Source organism: Achromobacter sp. ACM01 (assembly GCF_014851745.1).
GTDB classification, from domain to species: Bacteria; Pseudomonadota; Gammaproteobacteria; order Burkholderiales; family Burkholderiaceae_B; genus Achromobacter; species Achromobacter aegrifaciens.
The window spans coordinates 1322490-1344760 of sequence record NZ_JACVAF010000002.1 but is presented as its reverse complement, the minus strand read 5'-3'; the positions used below and the strand labels follow the sequence as shown (position 1 = coordinate 1344760).

The 22271-nt window shown below is 67.4% G+C and carries 22 protein-coding genes; 8 read left to right on the top strand and 14 right to left on the bottom strand.

The features are described 5' to 3' along the window. Window positions 1-22 precede the first annotated feature (22 nt). Together IB268_RS14560 and IB268_RS14555 are read right to left on the bottom strand one after the other, a co-directional pair. Window positions 23-1636: an NAD(P)/FAD-dependent oxidoreductase gene (locus IB268_RS14560; protein ID WP_175161458.1), complete on the bottom strand. Its 1614-nt coding sequence runs from the start codon at window positions 1634-1636 to the stop codon at window positions 23-25. Window positions 1637-1726: 90 nt separating this feature from the next. After that, complete coding sequence (locus IB268_RS14555; protein WP_192354434.1) at window positions 1727-2680, bottom strand: GlxA family transcriptional regulator; 954 nt, start codon at window positions 2678-2680, stop codon at window positions 1727-1729. Between the two features lie 136 nt (window positions 2681-2816). Here IB268_RS14555 and IB268_RS14550 point away from each other — a divergent pair, with 136 nt between their 5' ends. The 5 genes from IB268_RS14550 to IB268_RS14535 all read left to right on the top strand — a co-directional run bounded on the left by IB268_RS14550 (window position 2817) and on the right by IB268_RS14535 (window position 6351). Next, window positions 2817-3617 carry an SDR family oxidoreductase gene (locus IB268_RS14550; protein ID WP_175213555.1) on the top strand — a complete coding sequence of 267 codons (801 nt, stop codon included), beginning with the start codon at window positions 2817-2819 and terminating at the stop codon, window positions 3615-3617. 3 nt (window positions 3618-3620) lie between these two features. Then, entirely contained in the window at window positions 3621-4835 is a 1215-nt protein-coding gene (locus tag IB268_RS14545; protein ID WP_192352408.1) for a multidrug effflux MFS transporter, read from the top strand. Between the two features lie 42 nt (window positions 4836-4877). Further along, window positions 4878-5291 (top strand): PaaI family thioesterase, encoded by a 414-nt coding sequence (locus IB268_RS14540; RefSeq protein WP_054456351.1) that lies wholly within the window; start codon window positions 4878-4880, stop codon window positions 5289-5291. Between the two features lie 255 nt (window positions 5292-5546). Next, window positions 5547-5822 carry a hypothetical protein gene (locus IB268_RS31055; RefSeq protein WP_082401177.1) on the top strand — a complete coding sequence of 92 codons (276 nt, stop codon included), beginning with the start codon at window positions 5547-5549 and terminating at the stop codon, window positions 5820-5822. Between the two features lie 4 nt (window positions 5823-5826). Continuing rightward, entirely contained in the window at window positions 5827-6351 is a 525-nt protein-coding gene (locus IB268_RS14535; protein WP_192328258.1) for an AlpA family transcriptional regulator, read from the top strand. A 134-nt stretch (window positions 6352-6485) separates the two neighbouring features. Here IB268_RS14535 and IB268_RS14530 read toward each other — a convergent pair whose 3' ends face one another. The 7 genes from IB268_RS14530 to IB268_RS14500 are packed head-to-tail and all read right to left on the bottom strand — an operon-like array spanning window position 6486 to window position 14911. Next, window positions 6486-7610 carry a C45 family peptidase gene (locus tag IB268_RS14530; protein WP_192354433.1) on the bottom strand — a complete coding sequence of 375 codons (1125 nt, stop codon included), beginning with the start codon at window positions 7608-7610 and terminating at the stop codon, window positions 6486-6488. A 28-nt stretch (window positions 7611-7638) separates the two neighbouring features. Continuing rightward, entirely contained in the window at window positions 7639-8679 is a 1041-nt protein-coding gene (locus IB268_RS14525; protein WP_192354432.1) for a CapA family protein, read from the bottom strand. A 10-nt stretch (window positions 8680-8689) separates the two neighbouring features. Continuing rightward, window positions 8690-10243, bottom strand: a complete 1554-nt coding sequence (locus tag IB268_RS14520; protein WP_119451373.1) for an ABC transporter substrate-binding protein — start codon at window positions 10241-10243, stop codon at window positions 8690-8692. 40 nt (window positions 10244-10283) lie between these two features. Then, window positions 10284-11414 carry a C45 family peptidase gene (locus IB268_RS14515; RefSeq protein WP_192354431.1) on the bottom strand — a complete coding sequence of 377 codons (1131 nt, stop codon included), beginning with the start codon at window positions 11412-11414 and terminating at the stop codon, window positions 10284-10286. A 31-nt stretch (window positions 11415-11445) separates the two neighbouring features. Next, the gene (locus tag IB268_RS14510; protein ID WP_119451375.1) at window positions 11446-13101 is read right to left on the bottom strand and encodes an ABC transporter ATP-binding protein; all 1656 of its coding nucleotides are present in this window, start codon (window positions 13099-13101) and stop codon (window positions 11446-11448) included. A gap of 1 nt (window position 13102) precedes the next feature. Next, window positions 13103-13960 carry an ABC transporter permease gene (locus IB268_RS14505; protein WP_054456358.1) on the bottom strand — a complete coding sequence of 286 codons (858 nt, stop codon included), beginning with the start codon at window positions 13958-13960 and terminating at the stop codon, window positions 13103-13105. 6 nt (window positions 13961-13966) lie between these two features. Next, the gene (locus IB268_RS14500) at window positions 13967-14911 is read right to left on the bottom strand and encodes an ABC transporter permease (RefSeq protein WP_054456359.1); all 945 of its coding nucleotides are present in this window, start codon (window positions 14909-14911) and stop codon (window positions 13967-13969) included. Between the two features lie 184 nt (window positions 14912-15095). Here IB268_RS14500 and IB268_RS14495 point away from each other — a divergent pair, with 184 nt between their 5' ends. Together IB268_RS14495 and IB268_RS14490 are read left to right on the top strand one after the other, a co-directional pair. Then, entirely contained in the window at window positions 15096-15986 is an 891-nt protein-coding gene (locus tag IB268_RS14495; RefSeq protein ID WP_054456360.1) for a LysR family transcriptional regulator, read from the top strand. Between the two features lie 137 nt (window positions 15987-16123). Further along, window positions 16124-17737, top strand: coding sequence for an ABC-F family ATP-binding cassette domain-containing protein (locus IB268_RS14490; RefSeq protein WP_192354430.1), 1614 nt, complete (start codon window positions 16124-16126; stop codon window positions 17735-17737). On the opposite strand, the gene IB268_RS14485 is transcribed toward IB268_RS14490, so the two are convergent. Continuing rightward, window positions 17730-18185 carry a GNAT family N-acetyltransferase gene (locus tag IB268_RS14485; protein ID WP_054456362.1) on the bottom strand — a complete coding sequence of 152 codons (456 nt, stop codon included), beginning with the start codon at window positions 18183-18185 and terminating at the stop codon, window positions 17730-17732. The two genes, IB268_RS14490 and IB268_RS14485, sit on opposite strands and share 8 nt — an antisense overlap. Before the next feature lie 107 nt (window positions 18186-18292). Here IB268_RS14485 and IB268_RS14480 point away from each other — a divergent pair, with 107 nt between their 5' ends. Then, window positions 18293-19567, top strand: coding sequence for a hypothetical protein (locus IB268_RS14480; protein ID WP_192354429.1), 1275 nt, complete (start codon window positions 18293-18295; stop codon window positions 19565-19567). 1 nt (window position 19568) lies between these two features. Here the strand turns inward: IB268_RS14480 and IB268_RS14475 are convergent, their stop codons facing one another. The 4 genes from IB268_RS14475 to IB268_RS14460 all read right to left on the bottom strand — a co-directional run bounded on the left by IB268_RS14475 (window position 19569) and on the right by IB268_RS14460 (window position 22042). Further along, a complete protein-coding gene (locus IB268_RS14475; RefSeq protein WP_054456364.1) occupies window positions 19569-20135 on the bottom strand; it encodes a hypothetical protein in 567 nt (188 codons plus the stop codon). Further along, a complete protein-coding gene (locus IB268_RS14470; protein ID WP_175181309.1) occupies window positions 20132-20713 on the bottom strand; it encodes a hypothetical protein in 582 nt (193 codons plus the stop codon). Before IB268_RS14470 ends, IB268_RS14475 begins: the two co-directional genes overlap by 4 nt. Next, complete coding sequence (locus tag IB268_RS14465) at window positions 20710-21306, bottom strand: hypothetical protein (protein ID WP_054456366.1); 597 nt, start codon at window positions 21304-21306, stop codon at window positions 20710-20712. The genes IB268_RS14470 and IB268_RS14465 overlap by 4 nt, the downstream gene beginning before the upstream one ends. Window positions 21307-21475: 169 nt before the next feature. Then, window positions 21476-22042 carry a hypothetical protein gene (locus IB268_RS14460; protein ID WP_119451382.1) on the bottom strand — a complete coding sequence of 189 codons (567 nt, stop codon included), beginning with the start codon at window positions 22040-22042 and terminating at the stop codon, window positions 21476-21478. Between the last annotated feature and the right edge of the window lie 229 nt (window positions 22043-22271).

Genomic DNA, 22271 nt, shown 5'->3' with positions numbered 1-22271 from the left:
CGGGCGCCGCAAGTGCGACTGTTTACGCCTGCCGGCTCATGATGCTCAAGGCCACCGCCTCGGCGATCTTGATGCCGTCCACGCCCGCCGACAGGATGCCGCCGGCGTAGCCCGCGCCTTCGCCCGCCGGGAACAGTCCCTGGGTGTTGAGGCTCTGCAAGGTTTCGTTGTCGCGCTTGATGCGGATGGGCGATGAGGTGCGGGTTTCGACGCCGGTCAGCACCGCGTCGTGCATGCCGAAACCCTTGATGGTCTTGTCGAAGACGGGCAGCGCCTCGCGGATGGCGGTGATGGCGAATTCGGGGAGCGCGGTGGCCAGGTCGGTCAGGTGCACGCCCGGCGTGTATGACGGCAGCACGGAGCCGAATTCGGTCGATGCCTTGCCGGCGATGAAGTCGCCGACCAACTGGCCTGGCGCGCTGTAGTTGCGGCCGCCCAGCTCAAAGGCCTGGGATTCCCATTTGCGCTGGAAGTCCACGCCCGCCAGCACATGTTCGGGGTAATCGACCTCGGGCGAGATCCCGACCACGATGCCCGCGTTGGCATTGCGCTCGTTGCGTGAGTACTGGCTCATGCCGTTGGTGACGACACGGTCGGGTTCGGAGGTGGCTGCCACCACCGTGCCGCCCGGGCACATGCAAAAGCTGTAGACCGAGCGTCCGTTGCTGGCATGGTGCACCAGCTTGTAGTCCGCCGCGCCCAGGATGGGGTGGCCGGCGTTGGGACCGAAGCGCGCGCGGTCGATCAGCGACTGCGGATGTTCGATGCGGAAGCCGATAGAGAAGGGCTTGGCTTCCATGAACACGCCCTGGTCGCGCAGCATCTGGAAGGTGTCGCGCGCGCTGTGGCCGATGGCCAGCACGACGTGGTCGGCCTCGATGTGCTCGCCGCCGGCCAGGGTCACGCCGGTGACGCGGCCGTTTTCCCGATGCAGCGTCTCCACCCTGCTGGAGAAGCGGACTTCGCCGCCCAGCTTTGTGATGGTGTCGCGCATGACTTCCACCATGCCGACCAGGCGGAACGTGCCGATGTGCGGCTTGCTGACGTACAGGATTTCTTCGGGCGCGCCAGCCAGCACGAATTCCTTGAGCACTTTTTCGCCGTAGTGCTTGGGGTCCTTGATCTGGCTGTACAGCTTGCCGTCGGAGAAGGTGCCGGCGCCGCCTTCGCCGAACTGGACGTTCGAATCGGGGTTCAGGATGCGCTTGCGCCACAGGCCCCAGGTGTCCTTGGTGCGTTCGCGCACGGCCTTGCCGCGCTCCAGGATGATGGGTTTGAAGCCCATCTGCGCCAGGACCAGCCCGGCGAACAGGCCACAGGGGCCGGTGCCGATGACAATGGGGCGCTTGGCCAGGTTGGCGGGCGCCTGGGCGACGAACTTGTATTCGGTGTCGGGAGTGGGCTTGACGTTGCGGTCGTCGTGAAAGCGCTTGAGCAGCGCCGCTTCGTTTTCGACGTCGACGTCCAGCGTGTAGATCAGCAGGATGTTGTGCTTCTTGCGCGCGTCATAGCTGCGGGAGGCAACGGTATGGCCGCGCAGATCGCTGGCCGCTACACCCAGTTTCTTGAGAATCGCGGCGGGCAATTCTTCGGGCGCGTGATTCAACGGCAGCTTGATTTCAGACAGTCGCAACATCTTTGGTCCAGATAAATGGGCGAGCACAACGTCGCCAAACGCGAATTGTACTGGACCGCAGGCAGGGGGCCGCGGGGTATCTGGCACCGGTCAGGGGGCGGGAGGGCTGGTCCGCGCGTCGCGCCGCACTGCCTGGGGCGGCATGCCGAAGCCGCGCAGAAAAGCCTCGCGCAGGTGGCGGCGGTCGCGAAAACCGGTTTCCCTGGCCACGACTTCCAGCGGATGCCGGCTGCTTTCTATCATCAGCCGGGCAGCTTCCAGCCGCAGCCCCTCGATGGCCTTGGCGGGCGACTGGCCGGTCTCGGCCGTAAACACGCGGCTGAACTGGCGCGGGCTCAGGCTGGCGGCCTGGGCCAGATCCTCCACGCTCAAGGGGCGGGCGAGGTTGCGGCGGGCGTGTTCCAGCGCCTGCTGGATGCGGTCGGACTTGGGCGCGAGCCTGAGCATTTCCGAGTGCTGCGACTGGCCGCCCGAGCGGCGTTGATGCATGACCAGCCGGTGCGCCACCGCGCGCGCGATATCCGCGCCCAGGTCTTTTTCCACCAGCGCCAAGGCCAGGTCCATTTCCGCGGTCATGCCGGCGGAGGTCCAGACCGTCCCGTCGGCGATGTAGATGCGGTCGGCCTCGACCCGCGCGCGCGGATGGCGCTGCTGCAAGGCGTCGGCCCAGTACCAGTGCGTGGTGGCGCGCCGGTCGTCCAGCAGGCCGGCGTCGGCCAGCAGGAACGCGCCGGTGCACAGGCCGGCGACGCGGCGCGAGCGGGGCGCGAGTTTTTCCAGCAGCCGGGGGAGTTCGGGCGCGACGGGCCTGGACAGGGGCGAAAGCACGCCGGCCACCAGCCAGGTGTCGGCCTGGCTGCGGACGGTGAGCGGACGGGCCTGTACCGTCAGGCCAGCCGAGGCGCGCACCGCGCCATCCAGGGCGTAGCTCTCCACCGCGTAGAAGGGCTCGCGCGCCACCACATTGGCGAGTTCGAACACGGCCTGCGTGCCCAGGCCGATGATCTGGAAGCCTTCGGGAAGTATGTAACCGATGCGGTGCATGGGAGCGTCCTTGCGGGCTATGGCCCCGCGTATGTCCTGCGTCAATGTCCTTATTTATGACTATATACGTCATTTACGCCATGGGCTGCAAGCCGCAATATGGCTTCCATCGCAATCACCCCTACGGAGTCTCACCATGGCACAAACCCAACCCGGCACTGCCCTCGTTACGGGCGCATCCAGCGGCATCGGCGCGCTGTACGCGGAAAAGCTCGCGCAGCAGGGCTACGACCTGATCCTGGTCGCGCGCAACCGCGAACGCCTGAACGCGCTGGCCAGCGTCATCAGCACCCGCAGCGGCCGCGCGGTGGAGGTATTGGCGGCGGACCTGGGCGACCGCGCGTCGCTGGCCCGCGTCGAAGAGCAGCTGCGCCAGGACGCCAGCATTACCTTGCTGGTGAACAACGCCGGCATCGGCACGCATACGCCGCTGCTGCAAAGCGACGTGGAGCAGATGACGCGCATGGTCGACCTGAACGTCACCGCGCCGATGCGGCTGACCTATGCGGCGGTTCCGGGCTTTGTCGCGCGAGGCCGGGGCGCCATCATCAATATCGCTTCCGTCGTGGCGCTTGCGCCCGAAGTCCTTAATGGCGTCTATGGCGGCAGCAAGGCATTCGTGCTGGCGTTCAGCCAGTCGCTGCAACACGAGCTGGCCGGGACTGGCGTGCAGGTCCAGGCTGTGCTGCCCGGCGCCACGGCCACGGACTTCTGGGCCATCGGCGGGCGGCCGGTGGAAACATTGGACCAGCGCATCGTGATGCGCGCCGAAGACCTGGTCGACGCCGCCTTGCTGGGCTTCGCGCGCGGCGAGAAGGTCACCATTCCCTCGCTGCATGCTGGCGAGGAATGGGACGCCTACGAGGCCGCGCGCCTGGCCATGGCGCCCCATCTGTCCAGCAGCGCCGTTGCACAACGCTACACGGCCGCGGTCTGAACCATGGACACCGCCATCTCCGCTGCGGCGCCGGGCAGTGCGGCGCCTGCGCGCCTGACCGGGCGCCTGCTGGCCGTGCTTGCCGGCATGGCGGCCTTGGGCGCGCTGTCCACCAACATTATCCTGCCGGCGTTTCCCAGCATGGCAACCGAACTGGGCGTGGACGCCCGCGATATGGGACTGGTGCTGTCGAGCTTTTTCCTGGCCTTCGCCATCGGGCAATTGTTCGTCGGGCCGCTGTCGGACCGCTGGGGACGGCGCGCTCCGGTGGTGGGTGGACTGGTCCTGTTCATCGCTGGCAGCCTGGTCTGCGTGTGGGCGTCGACCTTGCCGCTGCTGGTGGCGGGCAGGGTGGTGCAGGCGCTGGGCGTATGCGCGGCCTCGGTGCTGTCGCGGGCCATCGCGCGCGACCTGTTCGAAGGCGAAGCGCTATCGCGCACCCTGGCCTTGACCATGGTGGCCATGGCCGCCGCGCCGGGCTTTTCGCCTCTGCTGGGCAGCGCGATGGAGTACGGGCCGGGCTGGCGCGCGAGCTTTGCGCTGGTCGCGGTGCTGGGGCTTGTTCTGGCGCTGGCCTATGTGGCGACGGTGGGGGAGACGCATCCGGCCGACCGGCGCGCTGCGGCGACGCCCGCTGCCGTGCTGCGCGGCTATGCGGACTTGGCGCGGGATGTCCGGTTCATCGGTCCGGCGTCTGCCGTGAGCGTGGTCATCGGCGGCCTGTATGCCATTTTTGCAGCCACGCCAGCCATGCTCATGGGGCGCCTCGGTCTGAGCGCGCTGCAGTTGGGATTGTTCTTCGCCTGCACGGTGTTTGTGGTGTTCGCCGCCGGCATGCTGGCGCCGCGCCTGGCTCACCGCTTTGGCGCGGCCAGGGTGGCGCGATCCGGCTGCGCGGTGGCGCTGGCGGGCGCGCTGACCTTGCTGGCGGGCGGCGAAGATAGCGGCCTGTCGCAGTTCACGGCCGCCGTGGCGCTGTATCTGTTCGGCATGGGACTGGTCAATCCGCTGGGCACTGCGCTGGCGCTGGGACCCTTCAGCCGGCAGGCCGGGCTGGCGTCCGCGCTGCTGGGCGGCCTGCAGATGGCTTGCGCGGGTGGCATGACGGCGTTGGCCAGCCTGGCGGGCGGCAGCCCCACGCTGATATTGGGCGGGGTGTTGGCTGGCGCTTCTGTGCTTGCGTGCGCTGCGTTGATGGCGGGCAAGCGCCAGCGGTAGTACTTTCCTGATTCTCGACAACCTGTACAAAGGACAAACGCAATGCTGCGCTCACCCGAAACCATAGAAAGTCTCTTCGAACGGCAACGCGGCACGTTGCCTGACACCTTCGGCGTGCGGCCGCTGTCAATCGAGGAAGGGCGCATGTCCATGGAAATGACGGTGGCGCCGTGGATGATGGCGCCCAACGGTTATCTGCACGCAGCCTCGCAGGTGATGCTGGCCGATACCTGCGCCGGTTACGCCACCCTGGCGCATCTGCCCGAAGGGGCCAAGGGCTTCACCACGCTGGAGCTGAAATCGAACTTCCTGGGCACCGCCCGGGAAGGCGTGCTGACCGTAGAGGCGGTGGCGGAGCACATGGGGCGCACGACCCAGGTCTGGTCGGCGACCGTGGTCGACGCAAGCGGCCGCAAGCTGTCGCTGTTCCGTTGTTCGCAGATCATCCTTTGGTGAGCGCGCGGCCCGGTGATGGGCCGCGATGGTAGAACCCGCAAGCCATTCCAGCCTTTTCGTCCGTTTCTCAGACGGATTCCGCCTTGGTTCCCGCGAGCGCCCTCGATAAGCTGCAATGTCGGCTTTCAGGACCGGCGGCCATGGCGCAAAGAACGCCGTTCGTTCACGACGCCCGACGCTGTTGGCATCCCCTGAAGCTGTGGCTTGGTTGTCTATTGACAACCTATTCTTATGTCTTCATACTGGATACCAATGATGGCTCGTCCGTCCCATCCCAAAAAAGAGGTCGAGGCAGCACTGCACCATGCCGAAGAATGCGGCTGGCGTGTGGAGGTTGGCGGTAGCCACGCATGGGGGCGGATCTATTGCCCCAGCAATCTGGCGGACTGCCGCTGCGGCGAATTCTGCATCACCAGCATCTGGAGCACCCCGAAGAACCCCGGCAATCATGCGCGCGCCTTGCTGCGCGTCGTAAATAACTGTACTGCGCACCGCCACTTGCCTAGGGCTGACGGCGGCGCATGGGAGTAGTGCGATGGAATACACCTTCACCTTGAAGTACCAGCTTGCCGACGGCGACCATGACATGGATGCATTGGTCGAACGCCTGGGTGCGGCCGGTTGCGACGATGCCCTGGTCGGCACCGGGCTGCCGGGACGCATCGCGCTGGAGTTCACCCGCGAGGCTGAAAGCGCGGAATCCGCCGTGCGCTCGGCGCTGGCAGACGTCAGGCGCGCGGTTCCAACCGCCAAGCTGATCGAGGCCGCACCCGATCTGGTGGGCCTGACTGATGTGGCCGAGATCGTCGGCGTCTCGCGCCAGAACATGCGCAAACTGATGCTGGCGTATCCAGACAGCTTTCCGCTGCCGGTCCATGAGGGCAGTACCTCGATCTGGCACCTGGCGGACGTGCTGGCCTGGTTGCAGGCCAAGGGCGGCTATCCGCAGGTCGAACAAGTCATGGACGTGGCGCGCGTGGCCTTGCAGGTCAATGCGGCAAAGGAAGGGCAGCGCGTTTCGCGTTCTGCCTCCAAGGAACTGGAAGCGCTGGTGGGATGACGGTCCCGCGCATTTTGAGAGCGCTTGCCCGCGCCAGCGTCCCGATCTCGCCCAGGATTTGCAAGGCGGGCCCCGGCAATATTCCTTCGCGCCGGCGATGCGCATGAAAAACATGCGCTCATGGCCCAACCCGTTCAGTCGATCGGATAGGCCTCGCCCTCCAGGCCATAGCGGGTGAAGAACTGCCCGAACGACGGCATGGCGGCGATATCCATTGTGAGTCCTGCGGTGTCCAGCACCAGGGTGGCGACGGTGGCCGAGCGTCCGCCCGTCAGCGTGCCGCGCGGCGGGCGGCAGACGGAATAGGGCGTGGCCCAGTCGTCCGCCAGGGCGCGCCGCACGTCTGTCACCGTGATCCGGGGGCCGCAGGCGTCCAGCAACTGGCGCACGCGCCAGGCCCGGTAATAGGTGTCCACGGCATTCTTCAGGCCCGCTTCGCGCAGCTTGCCCAGCGCGACTTCGCTCATGAAATGGTTGGAATGGGTCAAGAGGCCGTCCTGCGGCAGCAAGGTGAAGCTCTCGTCGGGCGCGCATTCGAAGTCGATCACCCAGCCGTTCTGGCTGACGATCATGTTGCTGGAGCAGGCCTTGGGCGTGGCGGCGATCAGCTGCATGGCGATGGCGACGTGCTGCTGGCAGAGCACCGCGCGCCGCACGCTGCTCAGCGGCACGCCGGTTTGCGTGTAGTCGCGGTCGCTGCTGAGATAGTTGCCGGTCAGGCCGATGCCGGCCGAGTTGAAGCCGTGCCGCGCCAGGCCGCCGGCCTCCACCAGCGTCAGGAAGGTGATGCCGCTTTCCAGGGTGGCGCGCAGCACAATGGTGCTGTCGCAGGCGTCGGGTTCCCAGTCCCAGTTGTGCGCATGGATCAGCGTGCCTGTCGCGCTGCGCCCGGGCATGACCAGGGCGGCGGTGCATTCGCCCTCGGCGGGGTCCAGGTTGCCCATCTTGGCCAGCAGCCGCGCTTTGGCGATGACTTCGGTGCGGGCGTTGATCAGGGCTACGTCGTCGAAGGCGCAGCCCGCGCCTTGCGCGATGCCGCGCATTTCTTCGGTATGCGCGGGGTCGAACTTCTGGATCTGGTCTGCGAACTCCTTGATCAGGGCAGCCTGGGCGGCCATGGAAGTGCCGATCTTGTCGAGTTCGCCGCGATAGTGCCGCGCGCTGCGGGCAATGCGTTCGGGCACGGCGCGGCCGTACTGCACGCCGCGTTCAAAGGGGGCGCCGGAGATCGAGACTAGGGGAAACGGGGCGTATTTCATGGGAGCATCAAATGGGGGAGACGGATGTTCAGGAGGCGGCGTGGCCGGTCAGGTCCAGCAGCAGGGCATCGCCGTCGGCGTGCAGATCCGCGCCCAGCGCGGCGGACGCGCGGATCAGCAGGTCGCGTTCTTGGGCCACGTCGGACGCGGGCAGGAATACGGTCTGGTTGGCGTCGTTGCGCTGCACGAAACGGAACTGCATGGCGGCGGGGCGCTTGTCGCGGATGTCGACGCGGACCGTCATGCCGGTCCACTCCGTATGCGCGTCCGCCTGGTGGGCGACCTGGAAGGAGAAATTGCCGCTGCCGTAAAGAATGGGCTTGCCGCGATGCAGTTCGATCGGCAGGATCATGTGGGGGCCATGTCCCAGCACGATGTCGGCGCCGGCCTCGACGGCCGCATGCGCGTACTCGCGCTGGTACTGCAGCACCTCGCGCCGGTAGCCCCAGTGCAGCGAGGCGATCACGACGTCCGCCTGTTCCCGCAGCGCCGCCACGTCGGCCCGGAATTGCGCGAGCGACTCCGGATCGGCCCAGGTCAGCACTTCGGGCGGCACGCCGGGGCGCGTGCGCGCCGCCTGCATTTCCAGCCGCGGCCGGTAGGCGGTATGGCCGCGGATGATGGCGACGCCGGCATGGTGCGCGGTGGCTTCATGGTTGTCCGGCCAGTACACGGCGGTGCGCTGCAGGAAGCCGTAGCGCACGCCGTCGCGTACCTCGATCAGCGGAGCGCGGGCGGCACTGGCGTTCGCACCGGCGCCCACGCTGGACAGGGAAGCGTTCCGCAAGGCCGCCAGCGAGGACAGCACCGCTTCATGGCCGATGTTGACATTGTTGGCGTTGCCCACCGCCTGCAGGCCGGCGTCGCGCAGGACCTGCGCGTGGCGGGGGGAGGTATAGAAGCCGCGCCGCTCCTGGGCGTGCTCGGGCAGGTCGTACAGGCAGCATTCCAGGTTGGCGAACACCAGGTCCGCTTGCCGCAGCGGCTGGCTGACGCGGTCGAACAGGCCGCTGGCGTCATCCACACCCTTGAGGTTGATGTCGCCCAGCAGATACAGGGTTTGATTCATGGTGGCGTTCCTAGTCGGCCTTCGAGACTTCCCAGAGCAGCGGCGCGCCGAAGATCGACGATTCGAAGCCCTGGACGTTCTTGCGGTATGCGCCCGTGCTCAAGGTATTGAACAGGGGAATGATGGGGACCTGCTCCAGCATCAGCCGGTGCAGTTGATCCAGCAAGGCCTGCCGTTCGGCGGGCGCCGTGGCGTTGGTGGCCTTTTCCAGCAGCGCGCGGGCAGCGGGGTCGTCCCACAGCTTGCGCGGCTGGGAACTCTTGTCACCGGTGACGGCCTCGAAGTTCAGGGCGGGGTCCATGCGGCTGGAGTACGAGAACGACATCATCTGGTAATTGCCTTTCTGCCACTTGTCCTGCTGGGCGCCCCATTCCAGCACCTCGATGTCGGCGTTGATGCCGGCCTGCTGCAGCATCGCCTGTGTGATCACGGCCGCGTCGTAGTTCGGCAGATTGCGCTTGTTGGTCGAAATGACGATTTTCTCGCCCTTGTAGCCGGCCTTGGCGAGCAGCGCCTTGGCGCGCGCCAGGTCGTAGACGTAGCCCTGCTTTTCGGCTTCGCCATAGTAGGGCGAAGCTACGGGGACGAGCGAGTTGTTGGGCTCGGTCAGGCCGTAGGTCACGCCGGCCACCAGTTCCTTGTAGTTCAGCGCCGCGGCGATGGCCTGGCGCAGATAGGGATTGGACAGCAGCTTGTCGCGCGTTTGGATCGTCAGCGTGGAAGGCGCCAACTGGGGCGAGACATTGGTGCTGATGGCCTTGTTCTGCGCCAATTCGGCGACCTCGGAATACGGCACCTTGGACATCACGTCGATAGCCCCGCTGGCCAGGGCGGTCTTGGCCGTCGCCGGGTCGGAGATCACGACAAAGCGCACTTCGTCGACCAGCGGGCGCTTGGAACCCACATAGCCGTCGGGCTTGCCCGGCCGGTTGGCGTAGTTCTCGAAGCGCGTCAGGCTCACGTATTCGCGGCGGCGCCACTCCGCGAAGCGGAACGGGCCGGTGCCGATGGGCTTGTCCCAGGTGCCGTCGGGCTTGACGGAGTCGCGATGGGTGATGGCCGTCATGCCGCAATCGCTGCGCGCCAGCGAATCGAGAAACAGCGGCGCGGCCCGGTCCAGCTTGAACACGACGGTGGCGGGATCGGTGGCGGCGGCGCTTTCCACTTTCAGGCCGATGCGACCATCGAAGTCGGTCAGGCAGCGCCAGCCCGTCTTGGGATCCATGTAGCGGTTCCAGCTCCAGACCACGTCGTCCGCGGTCAGGGGCGCGCCGTTGTGGAAGGTCACGCCCTGGCGCAGGTGGAAGGTGTAGGTCTTGCCGTCTTCGGATACGTCGATCTTCTCGGCCAGCAAGGGGGCGGGCTGGCCCTTCGCGTTGTAGCCGACCAGTCCTTCAACCACGTGCAGGATCACCCCATCGGTATTGGCGTCGCGGTTGACGCCCGGATCGCTGCTGCGGATGTCCGCGTCCTGGTGGGCGCGCAGCACGGTGGCGCTCAGGGCCGGCGCGGTGGCCGTCAGGAGGGCGGCCAGGGCGGTGTACGCATACAGAGGTCGTTTCATGATGGGTCCTTGTTGTGAGCGGTTTGCAGCCGGAAGACGTTCAGAAGGAAGGGGAGGATCCGCGTTCCACCGTATAGCGGGCGTAGGTGGCGCCCTGCCAGGGCATGCGCGCGACCTCCAGCACGCCAGCCGCGGGTTCCATGATCAGCGTCGCGGTGGTGCAGGATGCATAGCCCTGGGCGCTGACGCGCCCCGGCCGGCAGACGGAAAAAGGAGTGGCGTGGGTATCGGCGAAGGCGGCCTTCAGGTCCTGCACGCCGAGCTTGTTGCCCGCGGCGGACAGGCGCTGGCGCACGCGCTGGTCGCGGTAGAGGCTTTCCGGCGAGCTGGCGATGCCCGTCTCTTTCAGCTTGCCCAGCGCCACTGGGCTGGTCCAATGGTTGGCGTGGACCAGCAGGCCGTCCTCGGGATAGACCAGGAAGGTCTCGTCGGGCGCGCATTCCAGGCTCAGTGCCAGGCCCAGTTGCGTGCCCAGGATCAGGTTGCACGAACAGGCTTTAGGCGTGCCGGTGACGATCTGCAGGGCCAGCGCGTAGTGCTCTTGTTCCAGCGCCTTGCGGCGCACCAGCGGCAGGGGCACGCCGTCCTGCTGGTAGTCGCGGCTGGAGGACATGCCGTTGCCGTTCAGGGTCAACCCGGCCGAGTTCATGCCATAGCGCGCCAGGCCGCCGGCTTCAACGAAGGTAAGCACGTCGGGGCCGTCGTCGCGCAGCACGCGCAGGATGATGATGGTGTCGGCGCAGTCCTGGCGGTTGTCCCAGTTCTGGCCTTGCAGGAAACTGCCGTTGGCGCTGCGGGCAGGCAGGATGGCAGCGCCGGTGCATTCGTCGCTTGCCACCGCGGCAGAACCGACCAGCTGCGCGCGCCGGGCCTGGGCCACGATCTCGGTGCGGGCGTTGATCATCAGCACGTCTTCGAAGGAAACGCCGGCGCCCTCGGCGATGCCGCGCATCTCGTCCAGGTAGGCAGGCTCGAAATTCTCGACGGCGCGCGAGAAGTTCGCGATGAGCCGGCGCAGGTCCGCGGGCGAGTACCGCAGCTCTTGCAGCGCACGGGCGTAGATCCCGGCGCTGCGCCGCACGCGCGCGGCGGCCAGGCGTCCGTGCTGCAGTCCGCGCTGGTAAGGCGTGCCGGCCACCTCGACCAGCGGAAAGTAGGCTTGCGCTTCCATGTCTGTTCCTATGCCTGCGGGGCTGCGGGCGTCATTGGTCGAACCGCCATTTCAGGCGTACGCCGCCGCTGTCGTTGGCCTCCAGGGCCGGAATGGCCGACAGCAGCTTGCGCGTGTAGGGATGCTGGGGCGCGTCGAAGATCTGGTCGCGCAGGCCCTGTTCGACGATCTGGCCGTCCTGCATCACGACCACGCGGTCTGCCACCTGCTCAACCACGCCCAGGTCGTGGCTGATGAACAGACAGGAAAAGCCGTGGCGTTGCTGCAATTCGGCAAACAGCTTGAGCACCTGCGCACGCACGGTCACGTCCAGCGCCGAGACCGGCTCGTCGGCGATCACGAAGGCGGGGCGCCGTACGATGGCGCGGGCTATCGCCACGCGCTGGCGCTGGCCGCCCGACAATTCATGCGGGTAGCGCCTGGCGTACTCCGGGCCCAGCCCGACCTCGGTCAGCACGGTCTGGACGCGTTCGGCCTTCTGCGCCGCCGTCATGCCGTCCACCTGGCGCAAGCCTTCGGCCGTGAGCTCGCCGACCGTCATGCGCGGATTCAAGGAGGAATAGGGATCCTGGAACACCATCTGGCAGTTGAGGCGGTAGTCGTTCCAGGCGGCGCCCGTCTGCGCAATGGGCTTGCCGCGGAAGTAGATGCCGCCGTCCGTGGGGGCCAGCAGCCCCGCGATGGCCCGGCCCAGCGTGGTCTTGCCGGAACCCGATCCGCCCACCACCGCCACCACCTCGCGCGGCCGGATCTGCAGGTCGATGCCGTGCAGGGCGCGCTTGGCCTGGGTGCGGCCGAACAGCCGCTGGCGGCCGGCGTAGTCCACCAGCAGCTGGCGCACGTCGACGATGGGCGCCTCGGTCGGAACGGGACGGGCGGGGCCGCGCATGGGCATGGCCGCCAGCAATTGCCGCGTGTACGGATGCGCGGGACGGTCCAGGATCTGCTGGGTGGTGCCTGTTTCCACGATCTCGCCGTGGCGCATCACGATCATGCGCTCGGTGTACTTGGCGACCATGGGCAGGTCGTGGCTGATCATCAGCACGGCCGTATTGCGGGCGCGGGTCAGCTCCAGCATCAGTTCCAGCACGTCGCGCTGCACCACGGCGTCCAATGCCGTGGTGGGTTCGTCGGCCACCAGCAGGGCGGGTTCCAGCAGCATGACGGCGGCCAGCATCATGCGCTGGCGCATGCCGCCGGAGAATTCATGGGGCCAGGCGTCCAGCGCAGCCGCGGGGTCGCGCAGGCCGACGCGCGCCAGCATCTCCAGTATCCGCTGCTTGCGGGCGGCGGCGGACAGGTCCTTGCGGTGCAGCGCCAGACCTTCATCGAGCTGGCGGCCGATCTTCATGGAAGGATTGAGCGAGGTCATCGGCTCCTGGAAGACCATGCCGATGCGCGCTCCGCGCAGCTTGCGCAGGGTGGCGGGGCGGGCGTCGGTCAGCGACTTGCCTTCGAACGTGATCGAGCCCGCCGCGCGCACCAGCGGCGGCGGCGTCAGGCCCAGCAAGGCGCGCGCTGCCTGGGTCTTGCCGCTGCCCGATTCGCCGACGATGCCGACCAGTTCCCCGGGCTTGATGGAGAAGCTGACCCGCTTGACGATTTCCCGGCCGCCCGCGCCCACGGTCAGCGTCAGGCCGTTCACCTCTGCCAGCGTCGCGCCGGCGTCCATATGCTTGGTCGTCATGTCATTCACCCGTACGCATGCGCGGATCCAGGCGGTCGCGCACGGCGTCGCCCAGCAGGTTGATGCCCAGCAGCGTGAGCGAAATGCAGATGCCGGGGAAGATGCTGAGATACGTCGCCTGTGCCATGAACGGACGGGCCGAGGCCAGCATGTTGCCCCAGGTCGGCGCGGGAGGCGGCACGCCCAGCCCCAGGAAGGACAGGGCGCTTTCGGCCAGGATGACCCAGCCGAACATGGAAGTCGCCAGAACCGTCAGCGGCGCGACGCAGTTGGGCAGCACGTGGCGGAACATTGTGTAGAGCTCGGAATTGCCCAGCACGCGCGAGGATTCGATGAACTCCTTCTCGCGCAGCGACAGCACCGTGCCGCGCACGATCCGCGTCACCGAAGGCGTATAGGCCAGCCCCAGCGCCAGGATGATGCCGTACTTGTTGGCGCCTACCACCGCCAGCAGGCCCAGCGCCAGCAGCAGGCCGGGAAAGGCCAGCAGGGCGTTGTTGAAGGCCATGATGATGCGGTCGGTCCAGCCGCGCACGAAGCCGGTCAGCACGCCGATGGCGGTGCCCAGCACGATGGAGAACGAGACGGTCAAGAGGCTGATCCAGACGCTGGTCGAGGCGCCCACCATCAGGCGGCTGAGCACGTCGCGGCCGAATTCATCGGTGCCCAGCCAGAACTGGGCGCCTGGCGGCTTGAGCCGGGACGCGAAGCTGATGCCCAGCGGGTCGCGCGGGGTCCAGACGGCGCCGATGAGGGCGGCGCCCACGACGATGGCGATGATGACCCCGCCGATGGCCGCATTGGCGGGCAGGCGGCGGCGCCGCGGTTTCACGGGATTGATGGCTGTAGTCAGTTGCATGGCGGTTTACTCCGCTCCAACGCGGGGATCGAAGGCGGGATAGAGCAGGTCGACGAACAGGTTGACCAGCACGTAGATGACCGCGACGAACAGCAGGCAACCCTGGATCACCGGGTAGTCGCGGGCGAAGATGGAATCGACCAGCAGGCGGCCCAGGCCGGGTATGGTGAACACGGTCTCGACCACCGCGATGCCGCCCAGCAGATTGCCGAGCACCAGGCCGATCAGGGTCCAGGTGGGGCCGAAGGAATTCTTGAATACGTGATGGGTCAGTACCGCGCGCTCGCTCAGGCCCTTGGCGCGGGCATGGGTTACGTAATCCAGGCGCAGGACCTCCAGGGCGCTGGCGCGCGCCATGCGCATCAGCACGCCGATCTCGTGCAGGAACAGCGTCAGGATGGGCATGGCCAGGTACAGCAGGCCGGCGACCGCGTCCTCCGACACCGACACGTAGCCCACGACCGGCAGCCATTCCAGCTTCAGTCCCAGCAGCAGCAACAGCAGCAGGCCCAGCCAGAAGGTGGGGATGGAAACCAGCAGCGTGGCCATGCCGACCAGCGCGATATCGGTGGCACGATTCTGGCGCCAGGCGGCGATGATGCCGGCCGGCACCGCGACCAGGGCGGCGGCCGCCACGGCGGCCAGCACGATGGGGGCGCTGACCAGGAAGCGGTCCCAGACCAGGGACAGTACGGCCTGGCCGGTGGTAATGGATTTCCCCAGGTCGCCCTGCAGCAGGTCGCCGAACCACAAGGCGAATTGCGCGGGCCAGGATAGGTCCAGGCCCATGCGCTGGCGCAGTTCTTCCAGGCTGGCGGGGTCGGCAAGGTCGCCCAGCAGCAGTTGGGCCGGATCGCCCGGGATCATGCGGATCAGCACGAAAACGGCGACGGACACGATCAGCAGTGTCGGTATGGCCATTCCGATGCGCGAGAGTGCGAAGCGAAGCATAGGGGGCTCGTAGCTCACGTCCCGGCGCCTGCCGCGGCAGCGCGATGGTGACGATACGGTTGACGGGGCCGCTATGCCAGCTCGGCTGCGGGACGACGTAACTTTGACGTCCTGTCATAAAGAAGTAAAACTAAAATTACTTTGTGATATATAAAGTTCTTCTTACTGATATGGCGCCCACCCGATGAGCTCGATCCGCTTCTTCCGCACCTTCGTCGCCGTGGCGCGCAGCGGGTCTTTCGCCGCGGCGTCGGAACGGGTGTCGCTGACGCCGGCCGCGGTCAGCCTGCAGATGCGCGCGCTGGAAGACGACTTGGGCGTCACCCTGTTCGACCGCAGCGGCAAGATCGTGTCGCTGAGCGAAGGCGGACACCGGCTGTTGCCGCGCGCGGAGCAACTGCTGGCGGTGTACGACGACCTGCGCGACGGCCCGGCCGGCGACGAGCTGGTGGGTTCCATAGATGTGGGGTCGGTGGGCACGTCCATGGCGTTCCTTGCGCGCGCCGTACTGACCCTGCGGGACTCGCATCCCAAGCTGAACGTGCAGCCGGTGATCAGTTTTTCCGGCGACCTGTCGCTGCGCGTGCGGGCAGGGGAGCTGGACGCGGCGCTGGCGGTCAAGAACGCCCACAAGCTGCCTTCGGGCACGCAATGGACGCCGCTCTACACAGAACCCTTTGTGTTCATCGCCAACCGTCAGGCGGCGGGCAAGGCGGACGTGGCCAGCCTGATGGCGCGGCGGCTCTTCCTGCGGCCTTCGCGCGACACGCACACGGGGGCGCTGATCGATGCCTTCGTCCGCAGGAATCACCTGAAGTTTGGCGAGTACCTGGAAATCAATTCGCTGCGGACCATGGTTGAACTGGTACACCAGGATGTCGGCGTGACCATTGTTCCGCTGACGCGCGCGGCGCATTGGGAGGAAGATCCGCGGCTGCGCGTGGCTTACTTCGATGATCCCTCCGCGCAGCGCACCGTCGGGCTGTTCGAGAACGAGGCGCGCAGCCATCTGACCAGCGCCCTCAGGCGCGTTCTGCTAGCCACGATCGAGCAGGATGCCCAGGTCAGGCGGTGATCCCCATTACAATGCGGTATTCATCACCTCACCAGGAGTCATTCGCCATGCGCCACTGATGCCGCCGTCTACGCGACGGCCAGTCTCCACCCACCCCCAAAGAGCAGGGGGAGTTCTTGGCATCCTTGGAATTGCACATGACGAATCCCTATATCGCGCTGGAAGGCGTGTCTTATGTTCTGCCGGACGGCAGAACGCTATTCTCCGGTCTCGACGAACAGTTCGACCTGCGGCCTACCGGGCTGGTGGGCCGCAATGGCGTGGGCAAGAGCGTGCTGGCACGCATTCTTGCCGGGCAGCTACCGCCGGCCCACGGCCGCTGCCTGCGCTCGGGCAGCGTGCATTACCTGGCCCAGCAGGCGGCGCCCGGCGTGGCGGAAACCGTGGGCGGCCTGGCGGGCATGCAGGCCACGCTGGCTGCGCTGGAGCGCATCGAAGCGGGCAGCGCCGCCGCCGAGGACTTCGACATCGTGGGCGAGCGCTGGGGGGCGCGCCTCGCGTTGCAGCAGGAGCTGGAACGCTGCGGCCTGGGCCATCTGGATGCGGCGACGCCGGCCGCCGCGCTCAGCGGCGGCGAGGCCATGCGTGTCGCCTTGATCGGCGCGTTGCTGTCGGACGCCGACTTCCTGATCCTGGACGAACCCACCAACCATCTGGACAGGCCGAACCGGCAGGCCCTGGCCGAGCAGCTGCAACGCTGGCCGCGCGGTTTGCTGGTGATCAGCCACGACCGGCAATTGCTGGAGGCGATGCAGCGCATCGTGGAATTGTCGACGCTAGGACTGCGCGGGTATGGGGGCGGCTACAGCTTTTACGCGCAGCGCAAGGAAGAGGAACGGAGCAATGCGCTGTCGCTGCTGGAGCAGCGCAAGCATGAACGCCAACGCGAGGAACAGGCCCTGCGCGAGCAGCACGAACGCCAGGAACGCCGCCAGGCGCGCGGCAACCGTCAGGCACGCGACGCCAATCAGGCCAAGATCCTGCTGGGCCGGCAGAAGGCGCGCAGTGAAACTTCCGCGGGCAAGCTGCGCCACCAGCATGCGGCGGCCAGCGAGCGGCTTGCCTTGCGCGTGCGCGAGGCGGCCGCGCAGGTCGACGACCAGGACGCCATCGTGCTGCATGCGCCGCCCGCCGCGATGCCGGCGCAGCGGCGCGTCGCCGAACTGGATGCAGTGGAGCTGCCGTTTGTTCCGGCCGCCACGCGCCGCATCGACCTTACGCTGGGCGGGCAGCAACGGGTGGGCGTGGTCGGTCCGAATGGTTGCGGCAAGTCGACCTTGCTCAAGGTGCTGGCGGGACAGCTGCAGGCACCGGGCGGAACCTGCCGGGTCGCGGCAAAGGCCGTGTATCTGGACCAGGGATTGGCCATGCTGGCGCCGCAGCGGCCGGTGCTGGAGCAGTTGCAGGCGGCCAATCGCAGCGCGACGCAAGCCGACTTGCGCACGCGCCTGGCCCAACTGGGGCTGGACGCGCGCAAGATCGCGGCGCCCAGCGGCGAGCTCAGCGGGGGAGAGCGCCTGAAGGCCGCGCTGGCCTGCGCGCTGTACGCCGACCCGCCCGCGCAATTGCTGTTGCTGGATGAACCCAGCAATCACCTGGATCTGCCTTCGATGCAGGCATTGGAGGCGATGCTGCGCGCCTACCGGGGCGCCTTGGTCGTGGTGTCCCATGACGACTCGTTCATGGAGCGTCTGGACCTGACGCACCGGCTGGTTGCGGGCAGGGAAGGCTGGCGCCTGGAAACTATCTGATCAACAGTTCCAGGATGTCGTCGCCGGCCTCGTCGCGCTCCCCGGTGGGCGTCCACCCCAAGTGGCGGTAGAAGCCATGGGAGCGCACGGCGGGATCGCTGGCGCATGCCAGGAACAGGCGTTCGTGTCCCAGGCTGGCCAGATGGCGGACCACCAGTTGCAGCAGCGTCTTGCCCGCGCCTTGGTTCTCGCTTTCGGGCAGCAGCGCCAGCACCACGATTTCGCCGGTCTCGCGGTCGCCGAAGCAGTAGCCTGTCACCCGGCCGTGCGCGCAGGCGACGAAGCCGGGCAGGTCGCCCGCGCGCACGCCAGCGGCCCAGCTGTCCTCGGTGATGCCCAATGCGTGCAGTTCCTCCACGGAAAATGCGTTCTCTCTCGTCTGGCCGCGGATCGTCAGGCAGGCGGGGACGTCGTCGGCGGTGGCGGGGCGGAATGTCAATGTGCTCATGTCCGTATATTGACACCCTGTGCGCAATCGTGGCGAGCGGTAACACTCCGCGCGTCCGGGCGGCATTAACATCGTCCGCTTCAATCCGCGCACTGCAGGGTGTAGGCATGCTCGAGTCCGTACTCGCGCCATGGGCGCTCACCGGCCGGCTGTGGCTGCGGTTCTGGCCGCAATTGATGGCGCTGGTGCTGGCAGGCACGCTGGCCCGCGATGTGCTGCTGTGGGTGGCGGCGCAGACCGGCTTCGCCAACCATCTGGCCGGCCTGGCCGTGCTTACGCTGGTGGCCCTGGCTCAGCTGGTCACCACTGTCGCCATGTTCCTGGTGCTGCTACCGGGTCTGCCAGCCTTGCAAAGCGCACAGGAAGCGGCGCGCGCCGGACAGGCGGAGGCCGGCGGCAGCAACGGACGTCTGGGGCGGGCGCTGACCGTGGCCTTGTTGCCGTTCTTCGCCTACTACGCCGCCTGGGGTTTCCTGGGCGACATCGTGCGGCAATACTCGCGTCTTGCTTATGGGCTGGATCCGCTGGGCGAGCACGGCAATGTGCTGGACGCGCTGGATTCCCGCTGGCTGCTGGTGTCGGTGGCGATTTCCTGGCTGGTGCGCAAGGCGGCGGTGACGGCGCGCGACCGCACGGGCAAGGGTCGCTGGCAATGGCTGGTGGTGCTGTGCGAAACCAACTGGGTGCTGATCGGCTTGTACGTCATCAGCCGCTGGAAGGACCAGGCGTGGCAGTGGCTGGCCGACCGGCGCGGCCTGGAGGCGTTGTTGCAGTCCCTGATGAACATGCTGACGCCCGTCACGAATGCCTGGGCGGCGGGCATGACGCCCGTGGAGGCGCAGGGGCGCGGCCTGGGCGCCGCGCTGCTCAGCCTGTTCTTCTATGCCTTGTTGCCGGTGATATGGCTGGTGATGGCCGCACTGGTCTATGGCTATGACGTGCGCGACGATGCCGATCTCAGGCGCTATGAACGGCTGCAACGGCTGGGCGATCGCTACCGCGCCGTGCCGCGCTTTCTGCGCGATTTCGTCGAGCATTTCGTGGCCGGCTACCGCAAGCGCTATCTGCCGCTGGCCAGCGGCGTGCGGCTGGCCTTTCACAGCAGCGCGCTGCTGCTGGTTACGCTCATCGTGGGCTACCGCCTGATCGACTGGGGCGCCGCGTGGCTGTGGTACGGCGCGGCGCGCCTGATCGGTCCGTACGACCTGGATACCTGGCAGGTGCTGGCGCATGGCGTTTCGCTGCTGTTCGGCAGCCCCTTCCGCGATTCTTCCACGGGTCTGCTGATCGAACCCGTGCGCATCTGCTTTCTTGCGGCCGTGCTGGAATGCGCTTACGCACCCTGGAAGATGCGCAGCGCGGCGCCCGCGCCAGCAGCGTGAGTCAGCCGGCAGGCTCCGGCGGCGCGAAGCGCAGGTAGGCGGGCCGTTCGGCGTCGATGGACACGGTGATAGACCAGGGCGCGGCTGCGTCGGCGGGCACCATGAAGGCTTCCATGATTTCGACGCTGGCGCCGGGTGCGGCGCCGCTGTGGGCCGCGGCCACGCAACCGCGTGCGGTGCCGCGCGGCAGGCGCAGCGCCGGGGCGATGGCGGGCAGCCAGGTGCGTCCCTGCGCGTCGTGCAGCGCAATACGGCAGCCGCGCCAGCGCGTGGGCAGATCGGCAGATTGCACCTGCACGGAGAAAGCAGCCAGCGCGGCGCGCGAGCCGGGCTGCCAACCCCTGCCGGCAGGTGGTTCCAGTACCGCGAATTGCCGCAGCTGCCATTGCGCGCCGCCCAGCGGCGCCTGCGCGCCCGCCGCGATTTCGCGCGGCTGCAATTCACGGCCTGCGAGCCAGCGGGCCACGCTGTCGCGACCGCTCCAGTACAGCGTCAGCGCGAGCAGCACAGGAAGCAGCCACAGGCTGCGGCGGCGCCAGCGGCGTTCGCTCGCGGCCGCATCGTTCATGGGGCGGCCTCCTGTTCCAGATCATGGTTGGCGGCGGCGATGGGCCGGCCGGAGGCGTCCAGCGGGACGTCGTCCAGCGTAATGCGCACCTGCGAATCCAGGCGCGGGTCATAGCGCGCGGACAGCAGCAGCGTGGCGCCGCGCGCCTGATCCGGCCGGATCTCGAACACCAGCCGCACGGTGCGCGGCAGGCCCGGTTCCAAGGCGTGGGGCGGCTGGTTGCGCGCGAGGGCAAGGCGGTCCGTATGGCGGTAGGCCAGGCCGCCGGGTCCGAGCCAGGCGGCTTCGCCGACCGTGGCCGACGTGTCCCGTGCCGCCAGGCGCAGCCAGACGATGGCCCAGACGCCGCCCGTCGTGCGCGTCTGCGTGGCGCTCAGGCTCTTGTAGTTCAGCTGCTGAGCGAACTGCACGCGCTCCACAGTGACGTCGAACAGCCTGGCGCTCACCGTCTGTCCCATGGCGCCGCTTGCCGTGATGGGGCCGGTCAGCGCCATGTAGCGGGGCGTGGTGCGCTGCATGGCGTACAGAGCCAGCGCGGCGGCCAGCACCAGCAGCAGCGTGCCCAGCCGCGCGCTCATGGGGCCGACTCCGGCGCGCCGCCCGGGGCTATCGGCAACTCGATCCGGCCCACGTTCGCGGGATTGAACCAGCCCGGCGCGCCATACAGGTTGTCGACGGGCTTGTAGATCTTGCTCTGCACCGCGAGCGCGGTGCGCATGGGAACCGCGGCCGCGGGGGGCAGCATCCAGACGAAGGCCATGCGCTCGGGCAGGCCGGGCTGCAGATAAGGCATTTGCTGGGAGTCGCGCAGGCCGACCACCATGGGCTTGCCGGCAGCCGAACCCAACGGCGCATTCCAGCGCAGCAGTCCGAGATAGTCGGCGCTCGATTCGGCGGTGCGGTTGGTGAGGTCGGCCTCGACCACCAGCGCCGTGGCGCCGGGCTTGAGCGGCACGCCATAGACCTTGGGCGTGGAGGCGGTCCAGGCCCGGCGCGGCACCACCTGCCACTGGCCGGTCTGGATCGAGATATCGGCGCCATACACGGGTTCGGACGCACGGTTGAGCTTGCCGTAGGCGCCGTAAATCGCCACGCTGGCCGCGGCGACCAGAGAGCCTATGCCTGCCAGGCTGGCTGCGACACGGGCTCTGAGCGAGTGCAGTACGCGCATCCGGACTCCAGGCGCGCAGGCCGCGCGCATCGGGAATCCCAGATCGTAGGCGTGTCGCTCCTGGCGGGTTTTGTCCTTATGTTTCCATGCATGTCGGGGGCGGCAATGCTGCGTGCGCCGGCCAAGTTTTGAAACAATTCGCCGGGCGCGTTGCGCAGTCCCGGGCGCTTCAGAACAGGTTCAGCGCCCGCGCCACCCACCAGCCCAAGCCGATCGCGACGCCGATCAGCAGCGTCCTGCGCAGGCCGCCGCCCTTGGCCGGCACGGCGCCCGGAGGGAGGCCCGCGTTCGGGTCCGATTGGACCGTTGCCGTCGGGGCGCGGGTCGGCGTCGGCTCATCGGTCTCGATCACGAACTCCGGCTTCGCGCCCTGCGGCTTCAATCCCGGCGCGAGATTTTCCACGTCCACGCCGGCATTGCGCAGCATGTCCCACAGGCCTCCATCGCCCTGGCCGGCGCGCAATGCCTCGATGCGTTCGCGTTCGGCGCGCGGCACTTCGTCCAGGCTGTCGTATTTGCGGCCATTGACCGTGACCGCGCCATTCTTGATCTCGACCTTGAAGGACTCGCCGTTTTCAATGCCGGCATAGCTCCAGGTCTCGCTGACCGTGGCGCCGTCCATTCCGCCGTCCAGCAGATCTTCGATGTTGGCGCGCTGTTCAGGCGTGAGGTCCTTCGCGGCGCTCCAGCTGCGCGTCGTCGTAGTGCTGCGCCAGGTCTTGGTTTTTTCGTTCATGCGTGGGTCCGTTGTCATGCGGGTCTAGTGCAAAGGCACTTACTTTGTCCTTAATGCAAAACTTATTTTCATGTCAAGAAAATCGATCTGATATGGTCATCTGAGCGTATCAGATGGCCTAAAAAGCGCATAATGTGCGCACCCTTTCCCAAGCTCCATGTCGTGGGGATCGGGTCGATTTTCTGCAAGCGAAGAGCGTGTTGTCACTAGCTCGGCGGTTCGTGTTCCC